This window comes from Tsuneonella sp. CC-YZS046 (assembly GCF_035581365.1).
In the GTDB taxonomy this organism is placed as follows: domain Bacteria; phylum Pseudomonadota; class Alphaproteobacteria; order Sphingomonadales; family Sphingomonadaceae; genus JAWKXU01.
The window spans coordinates 2,523,042-2,544,756 of sequence record NZ_CP141590.1 but is presented as its reverse complement, the minus strand read 5'-3'; the positions used below and the strand labels follow the sequence as shown (position 1 = coordinate 2,544,756).

Here is a 21,715-nt window from a genome sequence, read left to right as displayed (position 1 = left end):
GAAAGGGGGCATTGAGATGCCATCCACGCTGCCTGGCGAAATTGCGGAATGGTTCGCGGGGCGCGGCTGGAAGCTGCGCCGGCATCAGGCGGACATGCTGCGAATTGCGGAAGCTGGCCGCCATGCCCTGCTGGTGGCGGATACCGGCGCGGGCAAGACGCTGGCCGGCTTCCTGCCCACGCTGGCCGATTTCGCGTCCTCCCGGCTTGGCCACGCGGCTGCTCCCGAGGGGCTGCACACGGTGTATATCTCGCCGCTCAAGGCTCTGGCGCATGATGTGCAGCGCAATCTCCTCGCGCCGGTCGAGGAGATCGGCCTGCCGATCCGGATCGAAACCCGCAGCGGCGATACGCCCTCGGACCGCAAGAAGCGCCAGCGCGCCCGTCCGCCCCATGTGCTGCTGACCACGCCGGAATCGCTGTCGCTGCTGCTGAGCTATCCGGAAAGTTTTGCGCTGTTCGCCTCGCTGCGGCGGATCGTGATCGACGAGGTCCACGCCTTCGCCAGCGGCAAGAGGGGCGATCTGCTGTCGCTCTCGCTGTCCCGCCTGCACGCCATCGCCCCGGCGGCGCAGCGCATCGCCCTGTCGGCGACTGTCGCGGAGCCGGATTCCTTCCGGGCCTGGCTGGCGCCCTGGGGGGAGATCGACAGCGTGGAGCTGGTGCAGGGGGAAGCCGGGGCGAAGCCCGACATCTCCATCCTTCTGCCGGATGGCGGGCGCGTTCCCTGGGGCGGGCATGCCGCCGCCTGGGCGGTGCCGCAGCTTTACCAGGAAATCCGCCGCAACCGCACGACTCTGGTGTTCACCAATACCCGCTTCCTCGCCGAATATATCTTCCAGCTGCTGTGGGAGGCGAATGAGGAGAACCTGCCGATCGGCATTCATCACGGCTCGCTCTCGAAGGAAGCGCGGCGGAAGGTGGAAGGGGCGATGGCCAGGGGCGAATTGCGCGCGCTGGTCTGCACCGCCAGCCTCGATCTCGGGGTGGACTGGGGCGACATCGATTGCGTGGTGCAGATGGGCGCGCCCAAGGGCAGCTCGCGCCTGCTGCAGCGGATCGGCCGCGCCAACCACCGGCTCGATCAGGCTTCCCGCGCCATCCTCGTGCCCGGCAACCGCTTCGAGTTTATCGAGGCGGCCGCGGCGAAGGAAGCGGTGGACGAAGGCCAGCGCGATGGCGAGAGCTTCCGCCCCGGCGGGCTGGATGTGCTGGCGCAGCATGTCATGGCCTGCGTATGCGCCGCCCCCTTCGCGCAAGCGGAGCTGCTGGCCGAGATCCGCTCGGCCACGCCTTACAGCGCATTGGACGAGGCGGCGTGGGAGCGCGTGCTGCATTTCGTGGCGACGGGCGGCTATGCGCTCGAGGCCTATGACCGCTTTCGCCGGATCGCGCGCGACGGCGGCGGGGTGTGGCGGCTGTCCCATCCCGAACATGCGGCCCGGCACCGGCTCAACGCCGGAATCATCGTCGATGCGGAAATGATCGAGGTGCGTTTCCGCAACGGGCGCTCCGTCGGCAAGGTGGAGGAGCGCTTTGCCGCGTCCCTCTCTCCGGGAGACAGCTTCGCCTTCGCCGGGATGAGCCTGGAGGTGGAGCGGGTGAAGGACATGGAACTCATCGTCCGCGCCTCGGCCAAATCGGCGATGATCCCGTCCTACACCGGGCTGCGCCTGCCGCTCACTACCCATCTGGCGGAGCGGGTTCGCGCCTTGCTGGTCGATCGCGCCGGCTGGGGCCGCTTTCCCGACGATGTGCGCGAATGGCTGGAGATGCAGGATTGGCGCAGCAGGCTGCCGGGACCGGGCGAGCTGCTGGTGGAGAGTTTCCCGCACGAGCGCCATGCCTACAGCGTCTATTACACGTTCGAAGGCTGGAACGCGAACCAGTCGCTGGGGATGCTGATAACCCGCCGGATGGAGGAGCGCGGGCTGGCGCCGCTGGGCTTCATCGCCAATGATTATGCCCTGGCCGTGTGGGGCCTGGCCGAGGTGCCCGATCCCAGGCCCTTGCTGTCGCCCGACATCCTGGCCCATGAATTCGTCGACTGGGTGCAGGATTCATACCTGCTGCGCCGGGCGTTTCGCGAGGTCGCCGTCATTTCGGGCCTGATCGAGCGCCAGCAGCTGGGCAAGCGCAAGAGCGGGAAGCAGGTCACTTTCTCGACCGACCTGATCTACGACGTGCTCCGCAAATATGAGCCGGACCATTTGCTGATCGAAGCGGCCTGGGCCGATGCCCGCGCCCGGATGACCGATGTCGCGCGGCTCGGCGATCTGCTTGATCGGTCGGTCGATCAGCTGGTCCATGTCCGGCTGGAGCGGGTCAGCCCGCTCGCCGTGCCGGTGCTGGTGACGATCGGGCGGGAAAGCCTGCCTGCGGGCGCGGCCGAGGACGAGCTGCTGTGGGAAGCGGAGAGCCTGGCCGCCGCGGCGATGCGCCCCGACCTTCTGCCGTGAGCGCCTGTCGAGCCGAAGACGGAGGGAAACGTGCGGAAGGCGGATACGAAAAGGGGCGGATCGCTCCGCCCCTTGTTCTTGCGCCGGACGATCCGGCGAAATGTGCCGAACCCGGCTTATTGAGCGTTCGCCGCCTTGCCGAAGGCCGCATATTGCTCGTTACCGACGAAGCCGAACTTCGTGACGTTGGAGCCTTTGATGATATTCATCACGCGGGCGGAAAGGTCGTAGCTGGCGTCCGCTTCCGGCTGGAACTGCAGCTCGGGTTCGACCGGGAGAGCCATCGAATCCTTCAGCAGGGTAACGAGCTGTCCGGTGTTCACCGCTTCGCCGTTCCACAGAACCTTGTTGTCGCTGGTGAGGACAACCTTGTTCTTCACCGTATCGATTACGGCACTGTTGGGTGGATTCTGGCCCGACGGAAGGTCGATATCGACCGAGTGGGTTGCGACTGGAATGGTGATGATGAACATGATGAGGAGCACGAGCATGACGTCGATCAACGGCGTCGTGTTCATTTCCATCATCGGCTCGCCATCGTCACTGCCGCCTGACATTGCCATGAGAAGTTACTCCTGAACTAGTTCTTCAAATCCAACCGCGATCAGCCGTTGGGATCGACAGGGTTGGAGATGAAGCCGACGGTGGGATAGCCCGCCGCCTGGACATTGTAGATCGCACCCGCGACACAGCGCCAGGGCGCATTCACGTCCCCACGGATATGCACCTGCGGAATCTTGTCCGGATCTTTCATGATCGCTTCGATTCCGCCCTCACGCTTCACGATCGTGTCGAGCCGCTTGAAGGCCTGATCGTAAAGCTCCTGCGAGGTGACTGGAGTGACATTGTTGAAATATACGCGGCACTGCCCGTAACGCGAGGATCCCTGGTAACCCGGATCGCCGGCGCTCAATCCCTGCGCGTCCGTGGTCGTCACCGTCAGGAGCAGGTTCTCGACCTTGTCCTGGGATTCCTTGGACGCCAGGATCGGGATCTGCAGCTTCTCGATGGTCTGGATCGCCACCGGAACGGCGATAAGGAAGATGATCAGAAGCACCAGCATCACGTCCACGAGGGGCGTGGTGTTGATTTCTGACATCGGCTTTTCCTCGCCGCCGCCGCCCATCGAAATGGCCATGATCGTTTATCCTATCCTAAACTTCACTCTGGCGGCGGGGTGGACCCGCATGCCGGTTCCCGCCCCGCCAGTCTCAAATGTGCCTCAGGCCTTCGGGGCGGCAGTCGGCGCCGCCGGGCGAGCCGGAGCGGCAGCCGTCTTGGCGGCCGGACCCGTCACGGCAGGCTTGACCGCACCCTTGGAGGTGATGTTGGCCAGCACCTCGGTCGAGAAGCCGTTCAGCTCCGCGGCGATGCGCTTGTTGCGGCTCTGCAGCCAGTTGTAGGCAAGCACGGCCGGAACGGCGACGAGCAGACCCAGCGCGGTCATGATGAGAGCTTCACCGACCGGACCGGCGACCTTGTCGATCGAGGCGGAGCCGGCCAGACCGATGTTGATCAGGGCGCGGTAGATGCCGACGACGGTGCCGAACAGACCGATGAACGGCGCGGTGGCGCCCACGGTGGCGAGGAACGGCAGGCCGCCGGCCAGCTTGGCGTTGATCGCCGCTTCCGAGCGGGCGAGCGAGCCATGCATCCAGTCGTGCGCCTCGAGGCTGTCGGTCATCTTGGTGTGCTGCTCTTCAGCGGCCAGGGCGTCGTCGACGATCTGGCGATAGGCAGTGTTCTTGCCGAGCTTGGCGGCGCCGTCCTTGACGGTGTTGGCGCGCCAGAAATTGTTGCGGACATCGCGGCCCTGGCCGATGATCTTCTGCTGTTCGATGAACTTCGTGATCAGGATGTAGAACGATCCGAAGGACATGATGCCGAGAATCACGACAGTAGCATAGGCGATGAAGCCGCCCTGTTCGAGAGCTTCCTTGAAGCCGAACTTGTTCTGCGGGGCCGCTTCGGCGGCGGCAGCAAGAATGTCGATAAGCATGCGGGTATTCCTCTCAAGAAGAAGATGGGTATTGGTTAACTGATGGCGAACCCGCCCGACCTCGGATCGGGCGGGACCGCGACGAACAGATTACTTACTTCGGTATCTGCCACCGGACGGCGTTGGAATAGGTGCCGGTCGTCGGCTCCCCATCCCCGTCGGTAGCCGGGTTAAACCGCGCGCGCCGGGTCACCAGCTTGCAGGTCGCATCGTCGAGATCGGCGTGGCCGCTCGATCCGGTAATGCTGCAGCCTGTCACCCGGCCATCCGGACCGACGCTGACCTGGAAGCGGGCAACGCCTTCCCGATCTTCGCGCAGGGCGCGGGAAGGATAGTCGTCAGGGGTGGCCCAGCTACCGGGGTTGCCCTTCGGGGTGGCCGATTTCGGCTGCACCCGCGGCGGCGGCGGAGCCGCTGGCGGCGGCGGGGCCAGCACGATCGGAGCCGGGGGCGGCGGCGTTACCGTTGTTACGATCTCGGGCGGTTTCGTATTAATGCTGATCGGCGGCGGCGGCGCAACCGGCGGCGGCGGAACGTTCTTCTGTTCCGGCGGCGGCGGCGGCGGTTCCTCCGGCTTCTTTTCCTCCTCGATGTCGATCGTGGTCACGCGCTTGGCCACCTGCTTCACCGCTTCGAAGGCGAGGCCGGTAACAAGGGCATAACCGAGCGCGACATGCACAAGGGCAACGATGATCAGCGCGATAATACGGTTACCGCTCATCTGTTGGTCAGCGTAAGCCATTCAGTCGCATCACTCCATACCAGTCCCGGAAAGAGGCCGGGACACGCCTAGGGCAGGTTAAGAAAGACCCGCCCAGTGCGCTAGCTTGAAATTTCAACCCGGCGGAAATGACCAAATGGCCAATCCGACCCCTGGCAGGGCGCATCCGGGACCTCCGGGCTTAATCGCCCGTTTTTTTGGGGTCTTTAACGGCGAAGACAAAACAGCGCAAACGCTTTATCGGTTAACGTGCAATTCAAGCTCTTCCATCCAGCTTAGGATTTGCATGGCTTTGCGCTATGCTGGCTCGCGTCATCGACAGACCATTTGAGGATCCTGATGAATTTTCGAGTATTTCCGCGCCACATGATCCTTCTGGGCGGTTCGCTGTCCATTCTGGCGTTGTGCGGCGCGGCCCCGGCGCGGGCGCAAACGCCACCCGCCGCCGCCGTCTCGCCGGCGCTCACCTACGCCGATCTGGTGGATCTGGCCGAGCCGGCGAGCCTGGTGATCAAGGCCAAGATTCGCAAGCAGGCGACGGTCGAGGCCGAACGGTCCCCCGGCCTACGGCAGGGGCATGTCCGCCTCTATATCGTGGCCAGGGTCGAGCAGCCGGTGCGCGGCGTTGTTGCGAGTGATTCGCTGCGCTATCTGGCAGATGTTCCGATTGGTCAGAACGGCAAGGTTCCGAAGCTGACCGGGAGCCAGGTCATTCTCCTCGCCCGTCCGGTTCCCGGCAGGCCCGAGGAAATCCAGCTTGTCGCCCCGGACGCGCAATTGCCGGCCAACGGGGAACTGGAAACCCGGCTGCGCTCCGTGCTTCAGGAACTTTCCGCGCCCGATCGTCCGCCAAGCGTGAGCGGGGTGAGGGACATCCTCTCCGTCCCGGGCAATCTCGCGGGCGAATCGGAAACCCAGCTGTTCCTGAGGACCAGCGATCAGGACGTGGCCCTGATTTCGGTAATTCGCCGGCCGGGCGGCGATCCCACCTGGGGCGTTTCATGGGGCGAGCTGGTGGACGGCGTGACCGGCCCGCCGGTGCGGGAGACGCTGGCATGGTATCGCCTCGCCTGCTTCCTGCCGCCCCGGCTGCCGGCAAGGGCCAATCTGGGCGCCGATCAGGCATCCCGCGCCCTGGCCGAAGAGGATTACCGCCTGGTCAGGCGCGAACTGGGCGACTGCGGGCGCAGCAGGCTTTCACAACCTTAAGCGCTGCTCCGGGGCATTGCGCTATGGCCTTTCGGGGTTTCATGGCTTAGTGCGCCGCCGCGAAAGGGGGCATGAATGGCCGAACCGCTTCGTATTGCGCTGGCTGGGCTTGGGACCGTCGGCGCGGGCGTCATCCGCTTGCTGGAAGTCAATCGCGAACTGATCACGCGCCGGGCGGGGCGGGAGATTCGCGTCGTGGCGGTCAGCGCCCGCGATCGCACCAAGGACCGGGGCGTCGATCTTTCCGGCTTTGCCTGGGAAGACGACATGACCCGCATGGCCGCGCGCGCGGATGTCGATGTCGTGGTCGAGCTTGTCGGCGGATCGGATGGCCCGGCCCTGACCCTCGCCCGCAATGCCATCCGCGAAGGCAAGGCGCTGGTCACGGCGAACAAGGCGATGATCGCGCATCATGGGCTGTCGCTGGCCCAGGCGGCCGAGGAGGCGAGCGTTCCCCTGAAATTCGAGGCGGCGGTCGCGGGCGGCATCCCGGTCATCAAGGGGCTGCGCGAAGGCGCGGCGGCCAATGTGATCGAGCGCATCTACGGCATTCTCAACGGCACCTGCAATTACATCCTCTCCACCATGGAGGATACCGGCCGCGATTTCGCCGATGTGCTCGCGGAAGCGCAGGGGCTGGGCTACGCCGAAGCCGATCCGACCTTCGATATCGAAGGGACGGATGCGGCGCACAAGCTGGCGATCCTGGCGGCGATCGCCTTCGGCACCAAGCTCGATTTCGCGCATGTCGACACCACCGGCATCTCGGCCCTGCGCGCCGCGGACATCGCCCAGGCGGAAACGCTGGGCTATGTCATCCGCCTGATCGGCATGGCCGAACCGGATATCTCCGGCGATGGAACCGGCCTGTTCCAGCGGGTCCAGCCCTATCTCGTGCCCGAAGGCCATCCCCTGGCGCATGTGGACGGCGCGACCAATGCGGTGGTGGCGGAAGGCAATTTCGCCGGGCGGCTGCTGTTCCAGGGCGCGGGCGCGGGCGACGGGCCAACCGCGAGCGCGGTGGTGGCGGACCTTATCGATATCGCCCGGCTGTGGGAAAGCGAGGGGGAGATCGATCCGCCCTTCTCCATGCCGGTGGCGGACCTCAAGGCCTTGGCCCCCGCCGAATCGGGCCATCGCAGCGGCCGCCGCTACATCCGCTTCGCGGTGACGGATCGTCCGGGCGTGCTGGCCGAGATCACCGCCGCCATGCGCGATGCCGGCGTTTCGATCGAAAGCATGATCCAGAAGGGGCGGCAGGAGGAAGGCGGCGAGGTGCTGGTCGCCATCGTCACCCATGACGGCCCGGAAAGCTGCGTGACGGAGGCGCTCCGCCTGCTGGAAAATTCGCCCAGCCTCACGGCTTCTCCACTGGTCATGCAATTGCTTGCAACATAAAGGTGTTACATCGCCCCTGGGTGACGAACACCCAGGGGGCATTCCACAGCCAGCCGGATTAGGAACCTATGCCGCAACAGAAAGCCACGCCCGCCAGCCACGTCCTCGATCGCGTTCTTGTCCTGGAAATGGTCCGCGTGACCGAAGCGGCCGCGATCGCCGCATCGAAGCTGATCGGGCGCGGGGACGAGAAGGCGGCCGACGCCGCCGCGGTCGAAGCGATGCGCCGGGCGTTCGACGGGCTTTATATCGACGGCACCGTGGTGATCGGCGAGGGTGAGCGCGACGAGGCGCCGATGCTCTACATCGGCGAGAAGGTGGGCGGGGCGCCCGACAAGGGGCCGAAGATCGATATCGCGCTCGATCCTCTGGAAGGCACCACCATCACCGCCAAGGCGGGGCCGAATGCCCTGGCCGTGCTCGCCGCCGCCGAGGAAGGATGCCTGCTCAACGCGCCCGACGTCTATATGGACAAGCTGGCGGTCGGGCCGGGCTATCCCGAGGGCGTGATCGATCTTGATCGCAGCGTGCGGGAGAATGTGGAGGCGGTGGCCGCGGCCAAGGGCGTCGCCGCCGACGAGATCATCGTCTGCGTGCTCGACCGGCCGCGCCATGCCGAGCTGATCGCGGAGTTGCGCGAGATCGGCTGCGGCATCCAGCTCATTCCCGATGGCGATGTGGCGGGCGTCATCGCCACCACCGATCCGGACACCACCATCGACATGTATATGGGATCGGGCGGCGCGCCCGAAGGCGTGCTGGCCGCGGCGGCGCTGCGCTGCGTGGGCGGCCAGTTCAACGGCCGCCTTCTGTTCCGCAACGAGGATGAGCGCGCCCGCGCCCGCAAATGGGGCATCGAGGATCTCAACCGCGTCTACAAGCTGGAAGACCTCGCCAAGGGCGACTGCATCTTCGCGGCGACCGGCGTGACCGACGGTTCGCTGCTGGAGGGCGTCAAGCGCCTGAAGGGCGGCAGGATGACGACGGAAAGCGTGGTCATGCGCGCCAGTTCGGGGACGGTCCGCTGGGTGCGCGGGGAACATCGCCTCGATTGACACAGCATTGACACGCCGAAGCGGATAAATTCACCCGCCCGGGGCGCCGCCGGTTGCAATCGGCTTCCGCTCGATTAGAGCCGGAAGCCCGATTCCGATCGGCATGGCATCATCAAAAGCACAAGAAGGGGCATCTGCGCGATGAAGATAATGGCCGGCAATTCCAACTTGCCGCTCGCACGGGCTATCGCCGGTTATCTCGAGCTTCCGCTGACGGACGCGAGCGTGCGCCGCTTCGCCGACGAGGAAATCTTCGTGGAGATTCACGAGAACGTTCGCGGCGAGGATGTGTTTCTGGTGCAGTCCACCAGCTTTCCGGCGAACGATCACCTGATGGAGCTGCTGATCGGGATCGATGCGCTCAAGCGCGCCTCGGCCAAGCGGATCACGGCGGTCGTTCCCTATTTCGGCTATGCCCGGCAGGACCGCAAGCCAGGCCCCCGCACGCCGATCTCGGCCAAGCTGGTTGCCAATCTGATAACCACGGCGGGGGCGGACCGGGTGCTGGCTGTCGATCTGCACGCGGGCCAGATCCAGGGCTTCTTCGATATTCCGACCGACAATCTCTATGCCGCCCCGGCGATGGCCGCCGACATTCAGGCGCGTTACGGCGGGCAGGCGCTGACCGTGGTTTCGCCCGACGTGGGCGGCGTGGTGCGCGCGCGCGCCCTTGCCAAGCGGCTCGACAATGCACCGCTCGCCATTGTCGACAAGCGGCGGGAGCGTCCCGGCGAATCCGAGGTGATGAACATCATCGGCGACGTGAAGGGGCGGCATTGCATCCTGATCGACGATATCGTCGATTCGGGCGGCACCCTGTGCAACGCGGCGCAGGCCCTGCTCGATTCCGGGGCCACCAGCGTCGTTGCCTATATCACGCATGGCGTGCTGTCGGGCGGGGCGGTGCAGAAGGTGAACAATTCGGCGCTCAAGGAACTGGTGATTACCGACACCATTCTCGCCACCGATGCCGCCAAGGACAGCAGCCGCATAAGAATCCTCTCGATCGCCACGCTGATCGGGGAAGCGATCCGCCGCATCGCTGACGAAAGCTCGGTTTCGAGCCTGTTCGATTGAGGGGTGGCCGGGGTTTGAAGCTCGATTCCGACATTGCCCTGGCCCAGCGCCTGGCCGACGCGGCCGGGGAAGCGATCCGGCCATGGTTCCGGCAGGGCCTGGATACCGAACGGAAAGGCGACGCCACGCCGGTCACCATCGCCGACCGCGCGGCGGAAGAGGCGATGCGCGGGATTCTGGCGGCCGAGCGGCCGGATGATGGCATCATCGGCGAGGAGTTCGGCAGCCGCAACGTGGGGGCGAGTCGCCAGTGGGTGCTCGATCCGATCGACGGGACGGCCGGTTTCCTGGCGGGCCGCCCGATCTTCGGCACGCTGATCGCGCTGGTGGTCGATGGCTGGCCGGTGCTGGGCGTGATCGACCAGCCCATCCTGCGGGAGCGCTGGCTGGGCGTGACCGGCAGGGCCACCACGCTCAACGGCCAGGCCGCGCGCTGCCGCCCTTGCCCCAGCCTCGCCGATGCCACGCTCGCCACCACCGGGCCGCATTATTTCGACGATCACGATGGCGGCCATTTCATGGCGCTGGCCGCCCGCACCGATCATCGCCGGATGGTGATGGGCGGCGACTGCTACAACTACGCCATGCTGGCCAGCGGGCAGATCGATCTGGTCTGCGAGGCGGGCCTCAAGCTGCATGACTGGGCCGCGCTGGTCCCGGTCGTGGAAGGGGCCGGCGGCACGATGTGCGACTGGAACGGGGAACCGCTCCACGCTGCCTCCGATGGCCATGTGCTGGCGCTGGGCGATCCGGCCCGGCTCGAGGATGTGGTGGAGGCGCTGGCCTGCGGCCACTGACCACCGCGCAGGCTGGCCCCCGAGTTAGCCTCCGAGTTAGCCGTTCTGTCAGCCGCCGAGCCGGTCGAAATCCTCGGTGCCGGGCTTGCCGTCGAGCGCGCCCATTAGGGCCTGCATGATCGCCTTGTCGACTGTCTGCCCCGCCGCTTTGCGCGCCTCGTCGTCGCGCCACAGTTCGAGGAAGCGGTACTCGTTCGGCGCGGCCTGGCCGCGCAGGGTCAGGGTGCCTTGCGAACCGTCGGCCTGCGCCAGCGCCCCGGCCAGATCGCGCAGCGCGCCTTCGAGCTGGCCTTCCAGGCCTTGCGCCGCGGTGAGGGTATATGTCCTTGCGATTCCCATCGGGTCATCCTTTCTGTTGTGGGACTGCCCTTGCGCCTGGTGCGCCGCTTGGCAAGATCGCAGTCATGGCCGGGCATATTTTCCTTTACGGCACGATGCTGCCGCAGCTGGCGAGGGGGTGCTCCGCTCGTCTGGCCGCTTCCCTGGGGGAAGGGCGCGCGGCTACGGTTCGCGGGCTGCTCTACGCCGTTGTCTCCCCGCTCGGTTCCTTTCCGGTCCTGTTCGGTGCCGATCAGGGTATCGTTGCCGGGCAGGTTTACGAGATTCCGGGTGCGGCCGGGTGGCTGGAGGAGCTGGACCGCTACGAGAACTACGACCCCGCGAACGAGGGCGCGTCCGACTATCTGCGCCGCGAGGTGACGGCGACCCTGGCGGATGGCTCGGGCATCGCCGCCCAGGCCTATCTCGGGCGGGCATCGGCGACAGATGGCCTGCTGCCGATCCGGCATGGGGATTTCACGCGCTTCCTGGCGGAAACGGGGTTGCGACCCTACGAGGCGTGAAGCCCTTGCCTTTCCGGCGCTCCCGGCCTAAAGGCGCGCCCTTCACAGACACGTGATTCACGGTTTCTCGTGATTTCGACGGCTGGCCTGGCTGAAAGGGCTGCCAGGGCTGGTCGGACGTGTCCCTGATCGAGGAGACCAAAATGCCCAAGCTCAAGACCAAGAGCGGTGTGAAGAAGCGCTTCAAGCTCACCGCGACCGGCAAGGTGAAGCACGGCGTGGCCGGCAAGCGCCACCGCCTGATCAGCCATAACGGCAAGTATATCCGCCAGAACCGCGGGACCGACGTGATCTCCGACGCCGATGCGAAGGTGATCAAGAAGTGGGCCCCTTACGGCCTCAACTGAGACAGGAGTACTAGCCAATGCCCCGTATCAAACGCGGCGTGACAACACGCGCCAAGCACAAGCGGCTTCTGGATCAGGCCAAGGGTTATCGCGGCCGCCGCAAGAATACCATCCGCGTCGCCCGTCAGGCGGTCGAAAAGGCCGGCCAGTATGCCTATCGCGACCGCAAGGTGAAGAAGCGCAGCTTCCGCGCGCTCTGGATCCAGCGGATCAACGCCGCCGTTCGCGCCGAAGGCCTGACCTATTCGCAGTTCATCCATGGCGCGAAGCTTGCCGGGATCGAGCTTGACCGGAAGGTGATGGCGGATCTGGCGATGAACGAAGGCGGCGCCTTCACCGCGATCATTGCCCAGGCGAAGAAGGCGTTGCCCGCCTGACAAGCCTGAAAATTGCGAATCACGGAAAGCGCGGGCCCTGGTGTCCGCGCTTTTCTTTTTGGAATGCCACGGTTTCGGTGCGATTACATACTTGAAGAATCGGGGGAAGGGCGTCTTTAGGCCATGTTGAATGGTCGCAGACGGAACCTGAGAACGAAGCCTTGCAGCCGTCGAAGGCGCGGGCCGGGGCAGGGCTTCCCTAGGGGGCGGGGTCGCAAGTGCCGAGAAAACACTGTGACATCGATGTTCGTTTCTTCAGGCCTCCCCCTGAATACGATGGCTTGTTCGCAAGCTTCTATCGGGCTGAGATCGAGGTTCGGGACGGTGGACGGGTGGTCGATCATCTTCTGCCGGAATGGGGCAACGTCCGCCTGTTTCGCGGAGATATGCCCGATGCCGAGCTGTCCAATGGCTCGCGCCTGAGCAAGGCGTCGTTCGTGTGCACCGGCCCAAGCTCCATTCCTACTCGCTTTGAACTGGGAACGACGCGGATCTGGGGGATCGGCCTGTTTCCCCTGGGCTGGGCCAAATTCATCGGCTCGTCGGCGAATGAAGTGGCCAATCTCGTGGTCGATGGTGAGGCCCATGCCGCCTTTGGCGATTTTTCCGCGCTGTTTCGCGACCTTCTCGAGAATGAGCCGGATGACGAGGCGGAATATGCCCGGATCATGGCGTTCCTGCGGGAGAAGAATGCGCGGGTCGTTCCCGACGAGGAGCGCATTCGCGCGGTCCAGCTCGCCCTGGTGGACCCGGCCATCAGCACGGTTGCGGAATTCGCGGATCGAGCGGGACTGGGGCAACGCACGCTGGAGCGGGTCTGCGGGCGCTATTTCGGCTTCCCGCCCAGGCTGTTGCTGCGGCGCCAGCGCTTCATCCGCAGCCTTGTCGGCTTCATGCTGGAACCTTCGACCAACTGGACCCGGTCGATCGATGGCCTGTATCACGATCAGGCGCATTTCGTGCGGGATTTCCGTTCCTTCATGGGCATGACGCCCAGCGAATATGCCGCGCTCGACCATCCGGTGCTCGGCGCCTTCATGCAGGAGCGGGCCCGGATCTGGGGCGCGGCCGCGCAGACCCTGGACAATCCCGGGCCGCAGGCATCCTCCGGGCTTGCTTCGCCGAAATAAAACGCTAGCGGCCTTAGCCCATGGAAAAGCCTGAACAGAAAAAGACCGAGGCACTTGCCGCGATCGCGGCTGCGGAAACGCTGGACGCTCTGGAAGCGCAGCGGGTTGCGGCATTGGGCAAGCAAGGCTGGATCAGCGCTCTGCTGAAGACCCTGGGCGCGATGAGCCCGGAGGAACGGCAGGCGCAAGGCCCGAAGATCCACTCCCTGCGCGAGGAGGTGCAATCCGCGCTGGCGGATCGCAAGGCCGCGCTGGAGCAGGCCGCACTCGATGCGAGGCTTGCGGCAGAAACGCTGGACCTGTCGCTTCCCGCGCCGGAAAGTCCGCGCGGTTCGGTGCATCCCATCGGCCAGGTCATGGACGAACTGGCGGAAATCTTCGCCGATCTGGGCTTTTCCGTGGCGACAGGCCCGGAAATCGAGGACGACTGGCACAATTTCACGGCGCTCAACATGCCGGAAAGCCACCCTGCCCGGGCGATGCACGACACGTTCTACTTCCCCGATACGGCACCCAACGGGGGCAGAATGCTGCTCAGGACGCACACAAGCCCGGTTCAGGTGCGCACGATGAAGGCCCATGGCGCGCCGGTGCGGATCATCGCGCCGGGCCGGGTCTATCGTTCCGACAGCGACGCCACCCACACCCCGATGTTCCATCAGGTGGAAGGGCTGGTGATCGACAAGGGCATTCACCTCGGCCATCTCAAATGGACGCTGGAGACTTTCCTCAAGGCCTTCTTCGAGCGCGAGGACATCGTGCTGCGGCTGCGCCCGTCCTACTTCCCGTTCACCGAGCCTTCGGTCGAGGTCGATGTCGGCTTCGCCATAGAGAACGGCAGGCGGGTGCTGGGCGGCAGCGGCGATGCGCCCGGCCATGGCTGGATGGAGCTGCTCGGCAGCGGCATGGTCAACCGGCGGGTGATCGAAATGAGCGGCCTCGATCCCGATGTCTGGCAGGGCTTCGCTTTCGGCGTCGGCGTCGACCGGCTGGCCATGCTCAAATACGGGATGGACGATCTGCGCGCCTTCTTCGACGGCGACGTGCGCTGGCTGCGGCATTACGGCTTTTCCGCCTTCGATCAGCCCACGATCTCGGGCGGGATCGGGGCCACCGGCGGGGGAGCACGCGCATGAAGTTCTCGCTCTCCTGGCTGAAGGATTATCTCGAAACCGACGCGGATGCCGCGCGCATTTCCGCGACGCTGAACGCGATCGGCATCGAGGTGGAAGGGATCGAGGACCCGGCGGAGAAACTTGCCGGGTTCCGCGTCGCAAAGGTGCTCACCGCGCAGCAGCATCCCGATGCGGACAAGCTGCGGGTGCTCACCGTCGATACGGGTGACGGGCAGCCGCTGCAGGTGGTGTGCGGCGCGCCCAATGCCCGCGCCGGGCTGGTCGGCGTGCTGGGTTTGGCAGGAGCCGTGGTTCCGGCGAATGGCATGGTCCTGCGCAAGAGCGCGATCCGCGGCGTCGAATCCAACGGCATGATGTGCTCCAGCCGCGAGCTGGAGCTGGGCGACGACCATGCCGGGATCATCGAATTGCCGGAAGACGCGCCCATCGGCACGGCCTTTGCCGACTATCGCGGGGCGGACCCGGTGTTCGACGTGGCGATCACGCCCAACCGCCCGGATTGCATGGGGGTTTACGGCATCGCGCGCGATCTGGCGGCGGCGGGCCTCGGCGCGCTCAAGCCGCTCGAGATCCAGCCGGTCGCGGGCAGCTTCCCTTGCCCGGCCGAGGTTCGCACCGATGATCCGGAAGGCTGCCCGGCCTTCTACAGCCGCGTGATTCGCGGCGTGAAGAACGGCCCTTCGCCGGAATGGATGCAGCAGCGGCTGCACAGCGCGGGCCAGCGTCCGATTTCCGCGCTGGTGGATATCACCAACTACCTGATGCTTGGCCTCGGCCGCCCGGCCCATGCCTATGACCTCGCCAGGCTGACCGGCGCGGTCGTGGCGCGCCGCGCCAGGGATGGCGAGCAGGTGCTGGCGCTCAACGAGAAGACCTACACGCTCGACAGCGGAATGACGGTGATCGCGGACGATGCCGGGGTGCATGACATCGCCGGGATCATGGGCGGGGAGCATTCCGGCGTTTCGGAAGACACCACCGACGTGCTGCTGGAGATCGCCTATTTCGATCCGGAGCGGATCGGGGCGACCGGGCGCAAGCTGGGGTTGACATCGGATGCGCGAGGCCGGTTCGAGCGTGGAGTGGACCCGGCCTTCCTCGAAGGCGGGCTGGACCTGCTGACCCGGCTGATCCTCGACATCTGCGGCGGCGAGGCTTCCGAGCCGGTGCGCGCCGGCCAGCCGCCGGTTGCGGCCAAGGCGGTTTCCTATGACCCCGCGCTGGCCGAGACGCTGGGCGGGGTGGCCATCCCGGAGGACGAGCAGCGGCGCATCCTGGCGGCGCTGGGCTTCCAGGCTGGTGCCGATTGGCAGGTTTCCGTGCCAAGCTGGCGGCCCGATGTCGATGGCGCGCCGGATATCGTCGAGGAAGTGGTCCGCATCCATGGGCTGGACCGGATCGAGAGCGTGCCCTTGCCGCGCGTCGACGGGGTGGCCCGGCCGACCGCGACGCCGGAGCAGAAGGTGGAGCGCCGCCTGCGCCGCGCCGCCGCCGCGCGCGGGCTGAACGAGGCCGTTACCTGGTCCTTCCTGCCCGAAGCGGACGCCCTGCATTTTTCGGAAGGGAACGGGGCGCTCTGGGTGCTCGAAAACCCGATCAGCGAGGATATGAAGGCCATGCGCCCCTCGCTGCTGCCGGGCCTGATCGCGGCGGCCAAGCGCAATCTCGATCGCGGCGCATCCTCGGTGCGGCTGTTCGAACTGGGCCGACGCTATCTGCGCGCGGACTCCGGCGCGAGCGACGAGCGGCTGACGCTGGGCGTGGTGCTGGCGGGCGAGAAGACCGCGCGGAGCTGGGCTTCTGGCAAGGCCGCGCCGTTCGATGCGTTCGACGCCAAGGCCGAGGCGCTGGCCCTGCTGGCGGAGGCTGGCGCGCCGGTCGAGAACCTGCAGGTGATGGGCGAGGCGGGGCCGCAATTCCACCCCGGCCAGTCGGCCACGCTGCGGCTGGGGCCGAAGAACGTGCTGGCCCGGTTGGGAGCGCTGCATCCCGCCACGCTGGCTGCGTTCGACGTGGACGGGCCGGTTGTCGCGGTGGAGCTGTTCCTCGATGCGATCCCGGCGAAGAAAGGTGGCGGGGCATTCGCCCGCGCGGCTTATGCCCCGCCGGCCCTGCAGGCCGTGCTGCGCGATTTCGCCTTCCTCGTCCCGCTGGACCTGCCCGCCGGGGATTTGCTGCGAGCGGTGCGCGGCGCGGACAAGGCCAATATCGTGGACGCGCGCATCTTCGACGATTTCCGGGGGCAGGGCGTGCCGGAAGGCAGGAAGTCGCTCGCCATCGAGATCACGCTCCAGCCCGGCGAGAAGAGCTATGCCGACGCCGACCTCAAGGCAATTGCCGACAAGGTGGTGGGCGCCGCCGCCAAGCTGGGCGCGGAGCTTCGCGGGTAGCTCGACAGCCTGCAAGGAAACGGTCATGCTCGGCTGGCAGGCCGGGGTGGCTGTTTCCTGACAGGGTTGCATGTCCGAAGATTTGATCGCGATAAGTTCCGGCGCGCTCACCGCGCGGATCAATCCGCTCGGGGCCGAGCTATGGTCCCTGACCGACGCGCGCGGGCGGGACTATATGACCGATGCGGACCCGGCCTTCTGGACCGGACACGCGCCGCTGCTGTTCCCCATCGTGGGCGCGTTGAAGGACGGGCGCTATCGACTGGACGGGGCGGAATATGCGCTGCCCAAGCACGGCTTCGCCCGGCATTCGCGCTTCGCGGTGCTGGAGGCCGCATGTGATCGGGCGGTGTTCCGCCTTGCGGACAGCGAGCAGACGCGCGCGGCCTATCCCTTCGCCTTCACGCTCGACATGGCCTTTTCGGTAGAAGGGCTGACCCTGCGAATGGCGGCCACGGTTTCCAATCCGGGCGAACGGGAACTGCCGTTCAGCTTCGGCTATCATCCGGCCTTCGCCTGGCCCCTGCCGGGCGGCGCGGCCAAGGCGGAGCACCGGATTCTGTTCGAGCAGGAGGAGCCGGGCCCGATCCGGCGAATTGATCCGCAATCCGGCTTGCTCCTGCCCGACGTGCTGCCGACGCCGGTGCGGGGCAGGGAACTGGCCCTCGATCCCGGCCTGTTCGACGCGGATGCGCTGATCTGGGACAGCCTGCGCAGCCGCGCGCTCGGCTTCGGCGGGGCGGATGGCGCCAGCCTCGGCATCGCCTTCCCGGACACGCCGATGCTGGGCATCTGGCAGAAGCCGGGCGCGAATTATCTGTGCATCGAGCCGTGGCAGGGCATCGCCGATCCGGACGGCTATGCGGGGGAGTTCCGCGACAAGTCGGGCGTGGTGCTGCTTCCCCCCGGCGAAACGCGCAGCTTCCGCATGGACGTGAGCGTGCAGCCGCGCTAACCGCGCGCGCCATGAGCAATGCCCCCAATTCCAACCGGCGCACGTTCGCCATCATCTCTCACCCCGACGCGGGCAAGACCACGCTGACCGAGAAGCTGCTGCTGCAAGGCGGCGCGATCCATCTCGCGGGCGAGGTCAAGGCGCGGGGCGCGGCGCGGCGGGCCCGGTCCGACTGGATGAAGATCGAGCAGCAGCGCGGCATTTCCGTCACCTCGTCGGTGATGACCTTCGAGCGAGACGGAGTAACCTTCAACCTGCTCGACACGCCAGGGCACGAGGATTTCTCCGAAGACACCTATCGCACGCTGACTGCCGTCGATTCCGCGATCATGGTGATCGACGCGGCCAAGGGCATCGAGCCGCAGACCCGCAAGCTGTTCGAGGTCTGCCGCCTGCGCTCCGTGCCGATCATCACTTTCGTCAACAAGGTGGACCGCGAGGGGCGCAGCGCCTTCGAGACGCTGGACGAAGTGGCGGACGCGCTGGCGCTGGACGTCAGCCCCCAAAGCTGGCCGGTGGGGATGGGCGGCACCTTCCAGGGCGTGCTCGATTTCGCGACCGGCGCGGTCAGCCGCCCGGAAGGGGACAGCAGGGAATTTCTCGGCAAGCGGGATGCATCGCCGGACTTGCCGGATGATGTCGCTGAGGAAGCGGAGCTGGCGCAGGGCGGCTATCCGGCCTTCGATCTGGAAGCCTATCGGCATGGCGACCTGACCCCGGTCTATTTCGGTTCCGCGCTCAAGAATTTCGGGGTCAGCGAACTGATCGACGCCATTGCCCGCTTCGCGCCGCCGCCCCGCCCGCAGCCGAGCGCGGAAGGCGAGATCAGCCCGGACCTTAACGAAGTGACCGGCTTCATCTTCAAGGTGCAGGCCAATATGGACCCGCAGCACCGCGACCGGATCGCCTTCATGCGGATGGTGTCGGGCACCTTCAAGCGCGGCATGAAGCTGACGCCCTCAGGCCTCGGCAAGCCGATCGCGGTGCATTCGCCCATCCTGTTCTTCGCGCAGGACCGCGAGATTGCCGATACGGCGCAAGCGGGCGACATCATCGGCATCCCCAATCACGGCACGCTGCGGGTGGGCGATACGCTGTCGGAGAAGAATCAGGTCCGCTTCACCGGCCTGCCCAATTTCGCGCCGGAAATCCTGCGCCGGGTGGTGCTGAAGGACCCGACCAAGACCAAGCAGCTGCGCAAGGCGCTGGACGATCTTTCGGAAGAGGGCGTGATCCAGGTGTTCTATCCGGAGATCGGCAGCCAGTGGATCGTGGGCGTGGTGGGCCAGCTCCAGCTCGAAGTGCTGATTTCCCGGCTGGAAGCGGAATACAAGGTGGAGGCGGTGCTGGAGCCGGCGCCATTCGACACCGCGCGCTGGATCAGGGGCGGCGAGGCTGCGATGAAGGATTTCGAGCAGTTCAATCGCGCCAACCTCGCCCGGGACCGGGATGGCGATCTGGTGTTCCTGGCGAAGTCGGCCTGGGATGTCGGCTATCAGCAGGAACGCAATCCGGACCTCAGCTTCGGCGCGACCAAGGAGCGATAGGGCGATCTCGAAGCAAGTGGCATCGCTTGCTGGCTTGGAAATCGCGGAAAACAAGCAGATCCGGAGGCTCGCTTCAGTCCACCCAGTCGCGCGGCAGGAAGCGGGCCGCCCACAGCATCATCGCGCCAGCCACCAGATAGAGCGAGAGCACGGCCAGCATCGCATAGCGCAGCGAATCCTCGCCATGCGTTTCCCGCATCAGGTCGCTCAGCCAGCCGAGCACCGGCGTGCCCAGGCCGAAGCCGATGGCGTTGGCAAAGAACAGCACGCAGGCCGCGGCGGTGGCCCGATGGCGGGATGGCGCGAGGTGCTGCGCGGCCGTTAGCGCGGGCACGCTCCACAGATAGGAAAGCGCCTGCGGCACCAGCAGCCAGAGAAATGCCGTGACGATATTGCCGGAAAGAATGCCGATCGCGAACAGCGGCACGCTGGCCCACATCGCCAGCCCGGGTATCCAGCCGTAGGCGGCGCGGTTCCTGCGGCCGAAGCGGTCGCCTAGATAGCCGCCCAGCCACATGCCCACGCCGCCGCCGAACAGCACCAGCGCGGCGTAGACCGCGCCGCGATGGTAGAGATCGAGGCCGAAGCTGCGGCCGAGCACGCTCGGCAGCCAGAAATTCAGGCCATAGGTGCACATGGAGCCGATCCCGGTCGCGAGGCAGATCAGCCAGAAGCTGGCCTTCCCGCCCAGAGCCGAGAAGGATTCCCGCAGCGGCAGGGGCTCGCTCCGCGCGGCGGGAGAGGCGGGCGCGTCGCGCACCAGCAGGCGGAACGGGATGGTCAGGATCAGGCCTGCCACGCCCATGGTCAGGAAGGCGAGCCGCCAGTCGACCGAGGATGCGATCCATGCGCCGAAGAAGGCGCCTGCGGCCGAGCCGAGCGGAATGCCCATCATATAGATGCCGGTCGCCCGGGCGCGCTGTTCGGGCGGAAAGCTGTCGCTGATAAGGGCATAGCTCGGGGCGACCCCACCCGCTTCCCCGATGCCGACCCCGACCCGCGCCAGGAACATATGCCAGAAATTGGCGGCAAAGCCGCACAGACCCGTGAACCCGCTCCACACCGCCAGGCTGACGGTGATGACCAGCGACCTGCCGCGCCGGTCCGCGACCAGCGCGAGGGGGACGCCCATGGTGGAATAGAGCAGGGCGAAGGCCAGCCCGCCCAGCAGGCCCATCTGCGTGTCGTTGAGCGAAAGGTCCGCCTTGACCGGCTCGGCCAGGATCGAAAGCAGCAGCCGGTCTATATAGCTGAAGATATAGACGACCAGCAGCATCGCCAGCACGACATGGGGGCTGCGCGTTCCCGGCGGCTGGGGGATCGCGCTGTCGCGCCCGGCTTCCTGATCCAAGCATTGTCTCCCGCGGGCGGACCCGGAAATCGGAGCAAGCCCATTAACTTTTGCGGCAAGTCGCCATTATATGATCAGCTATGCAACTGAAATTCGCCAGCTACAACATCCGCAAGGCGATCGGGCTGGACCGTCGCCGCGATCCGGAACGGATCCTCGCCGTCCTGCACGAACTCGGCGCCGATGTCGTCGCCCTGCAGGAGGCGGATCGCCGGTTCGGCCGCAGGATCAGCGCCTTGCCCCGGCAGCTGGTGGAGGAGCATCACTGGCAGGTGGTGCCTCTGGCCGCGCGGCCCGACAGCATGGGCTGGCACGGCAATGCCCTGCTGGTCCGCAAGGGCATCGGGATCGTGGATGCCGCCCCGATCGCGCTGCCCACGCTGGAGCCGCGCGGAGCGGTGCGCGCGGATCTGGAGGTTGGGGGCAGGCGCCTGCGGGTGGTCGGGATGCATCTGGATCTGTCCGGCCTGCGCCGGCGCGATCAGCTCCGCACCATTCTGGCCGATCTCGACGCTTGCGATGGAGCCCATCCCACGGTGATGCTCGGCGATCTCAATGAGTGGTCGCAGCGCGGGGGCTGTCTGCGCGAGCTGGACGGCGGGTGGCAGGTGCTGGCCCCGGGCAAGAGCTTCCCGAGCCGCCAGCCGGTCGCCCAGCTCGACCGGATCGTGGCCTCCCCGGAATGGCGCTGCCATGACACCGGCGTCCATCACAGCGCCCTGTCGGCCCGGGGATCGGATCATCTTCCCGTCTGGGCCAGCCTCGGCTGGAAAGGCTGAACCTGCTTGCCCAAAAATTGTGCACGTGCACAAAAATCGGGCGCTGAATCGGCACGCCTTGCCGCCGATAGGAAGTTAATCGAACGTTAAAGCCCTGAAAACCGCATTTGGCACGCCTCTTGCGAGATCGACCCCAGCCGGTGCTCC

The 21,715-nt window shown here is 66.2% G+C and carries 21 protein-coding genes; 15 read left to right on the top strand and 6 right to left on the bottom strand.

Going from position 1 to position 21,715, the window contains the following annotated elements; translation table 11 throughout:
- Positions 1-16: 16 nt before the first annotated feature.
- Positions 17-2,458, top strand: a complete 2,442-nt coding sequence (locus U8326_RS12455; protein ID WP_324740648.1) for a ligase-associated DNA damage response DEXH box helicase — start codon at positions 17-19, stop codon at positions 2,456-2,458.
- Positions 2,459-2,574: 116 nt separating this feature from the next.
- Here U8326_RS12455 and U8326_RS12450 read toward each other — a convergent pair whose 3' ends face one another.
- The 4 genes from U8326_RS12450 to U8326_RS12435 form a co-directional block, all read right to left on the bottom strand.
- Complete coding sequence (locus U8326_RS12450) at positions 2,575-3,021, bottom strand: biopolymer transporter ExbD (RefSeq protein WP_324740647.1); 447 nt, start codon at positions 3,019-3,021, stop codon at positions 2,575-2,577.
- A 41-nt stretch (positions 3,022-3,062) separates the two neighbouring features.
- Complete coding sequence (locus U8326_RS12445; RefSeq protein WP_324740645.1) at positions 3,063-3,596, bottom strand: biopolymer transporter ExbD; 534 nt, start codon at positions 3,594-3,596, stop codon at positions 3,063-3,065.
- A gap of 84 nt (positions 3,597-3,680) precedes the next feature.
- A complete protein-coding gene (locus U8326_RS12440; protein WP_324740644.1) occupies positions 3,681-4,457 on the bottom strand; it encodes a MotA/TolQ/ExbB proton channel family protein in 777 nt (258 codons plus the stop codon).
- A 94-nt stretch (positions 4,458-4,551) separates the two neighbouring features.
- Complete coding sequence (locus U8326_RS12435) at positions 4,552-5,199, bottom strand: energy transducer TonB (RefSeq protein WP_324740642.1); 648 nt, start codon at positions 5,197-5,199, stop codon at positions 4,552-4,554.
- 318 nt (positions 5,200-5,517) lie between these two features.
- Here U8326_RS12435 and U8326_RS12430 point away from each other — a divergent pair, with 318 nt between their 5' ends.
- The 5 genes from U8326_RS12430 to hisN all read left to right on the top strand — a co-directional run bounded on the left by U8326_RS12430 (position 5,518) and on the right by hisN (position 10,714).
- Positions 5,518-6,387 (top strand): hypothetical protein, encoded by an 870-nt coding sequence (locus U8326_RS12430; protein WP_324740640.1) that lies wholly within the window; start codon positions 5,518-5,520, stop codon positions 6,385-6,387.
- A gap of 75 nt (positions 6,388-6,462) precedes the next feature.
- Positions 6,463-7,785: a homoserine dehydrogenase gene (locus tag U8326_RS12425; RefSeq protein WP_324740639.1), complete on the top strand. Its 1,323-nt coding sequence runs from the start codon at positions 6,463-6,465 to the stop codon at positions 7,783-7,785.
- A gap of 68 nt (positions 7,786-7,853) precedes the next feature.
- Positions 7,854-8,840 carry a class II fructose-bisphosphatase gene (gene glpX, locus U8326_RS12420; protein ID WP_324740638.1) on the top strand — a complete coding sequence of 329 codons (987 nt, stop codon included), beginning with the start codon at positions 7,854-7,856 and terminating at the stop codon, positions 8,838-8,840.
- Positions 8,841-8,981: 141 nt separating this feature from the next.
- Entirely contained in the window at positions 8,982-9,917 is a 936-nt protein-coding gene (locus tag U8326_RS12415; RefSeq protein ID WP_324740637.1) for a ribose-phosphate pyrophosphokinase, read from the top strand.
- Positions 9,918-9,931: 14 nt separating this feature from the next.
- Positions 9,932-10,714 carry a histidinol-phosphatase gene (hisN, locus tag U8326_RS12410; protein WP_324740635.1) on the top strand — a complete coding sequence of 261 codons (783 nt, stop codon included), beginning with the start codon at positions 9,932-9,934 and terminating at the stop codon, positions 10,712-10,714.
- 48 nt (positions 10,715-10,762) lie between these two features.
- On the opposite strand, the gene U8326_RS12405 is transcribed toward hisN, so the two are convergent.
- Positions 10,763-11,053 (bottom strand): putative quinol monooxygenase, encoded by a 291-nt coding sequence (locus U8326_RS12405; RefSeq protein WP_324740633.1) that lies wholly within the window; start codon positions 11,051-11,053, stop codon positions 10,763-10,765.
- A gap of 65 nt (positions 11,054-11,118) precedes the next feature.
- Between U8326_RS12405 and U8326_RS12400 the strand changes: the two genes are divergently transcribed.
- The 8 genes from U8326_RS12400 (at position 11,119) to U8326_RS12365 (ending at position 19,438) form a co-directional block, all read left to right on the top strand.
- Positions 11,119-11,556, top strand: a complete 438-nt coding sequence (locus U8326_RS12400) for a gamma-glutamylcyclotransferase family protein (protein WP_324740632.1) — start codon at positions 11,119-11,121, stop codon at positions 11,554-11,556.
- A 143-nt stretch (positions 11,557-11,699) separates the two neighbouring features.
- Positions 11,700-11,903 carry a 50S ribosomal protein L35 gene (gene rpmI / locus U8326_RS12395; RefSeq protein WP_054531242.1) on the top strand — a complete coding sequence of 68 codons (204 nt, stop codon included), beginning with the start codon at positions 11,700-11,702 and terminating at the stop codon, positions 11,901-11,903.
- 17 nt (positions 11,904-11,920) lie between these two features.
- The gene (rplT, locus tag U8326_RS12390) at positions 11,921-12,280 is read left to right on the top strand and encodes a 50S ribosomal protein L20 (RefSeq protein WP_324740630.1); all 360 of its coding nucleotides are present in this window, start codon (positions 11,921-11,923) and stop codon (positions 12,278-12,280) included.
- Between the two features lie 281 nt (positions 12,281-12,561).
- Positions 12,562-13,410, top strand: coding sequence for a helix-turn-helix domain-containing protein (locus tag U8326_RS12385; protein ID WP_324740629.1), 849 nt, complete (start codon positions 12,562-12,564; stop codon positions 13,408-13,410).
- Between the two features lie 20 nt (positions 13,411-13,430).
- Positions 13,431-14,546: a phenylalanine--tRNA ligase subunit alpha gene (pheS, locus tag U8326_RS12380; RefSeq protein ID WP_324740628.1), complete on the top strand. Its 1,116-nt coding sequence runs from the start codon at positions 13,431-13,433 to the stop codon at positions 14,544-14,546.
- Entirely contained in the window at positions 14,543-16,936 is a 2,394-nt protein-coding gene (gene pheT, locus U8326_RS12375) for a phenylalanine--tRNA ligase subunit beta (RefSeq protein WP_324740627.1), read from the top strand. Before pheS ends, pheT begins: the two co-directional genes overlap by 4 nt.
- A gap of 70 nt (positions 16,937-17,006) precedes the next feature.
- Positions 17,007-17,891: an aldose 1-epimerase family protein gene (locus U8326_RS12370; RefSeq protein ID WP_324740626.1), complete on the top strand. Its 885-nt coding sequence runs from the start codon at positions 17,007-17,009 to the stop codon at positions 17,889-17,891.
- 11 nt (positions 17,892-17,902) lie between these two features.
- On the top strand, positions 17,903-19,438 hold the full coding sequence (locus U8326_RS12365) for a peptide chain release factor 3 (protein WP_324740625.1): 1,536 nt from the start codon (positions 17,903-17,905) through the stop codon (positions 19,436-19,438).
- Positions 19,439-19,511: 73 nt separating this feature from the next.
- Here the strand turns inward: U8326_RS12365 and U8326_RS12360 are convergent, their stop codons facing one another.
- Positions 19,512-20,789 carry an MFS transporter gene (locus U8326_RS12360; protein WP_324740624.1) on the bottom strand — a complete coding sequence of 426 codons (1,278 nt, stop codon included), beginning with the start codon at positions 20,787-20,789 and terminating at the stop codon, positions 19,512-19,514.
- 80 nt (positions 20,790-20,869) lie between these two features.
- Between U8326_RS12360 and U8326_RS12355 the strand changes: the two genes are divergently transcribed.
- Positions 20,870-21,568, top strand: coding sequence for an endonuclease/exonuclease/phosphatase family protein (locus tag U8326_RS12355; RefSeq protein ID WP_324740623.1), 699 nt, complete (start codon positions 20,870-20,872; stop codon positions 21,566-21,568).
- Positions 21,569-21,715: the final 147 nt, after the last annotated feature.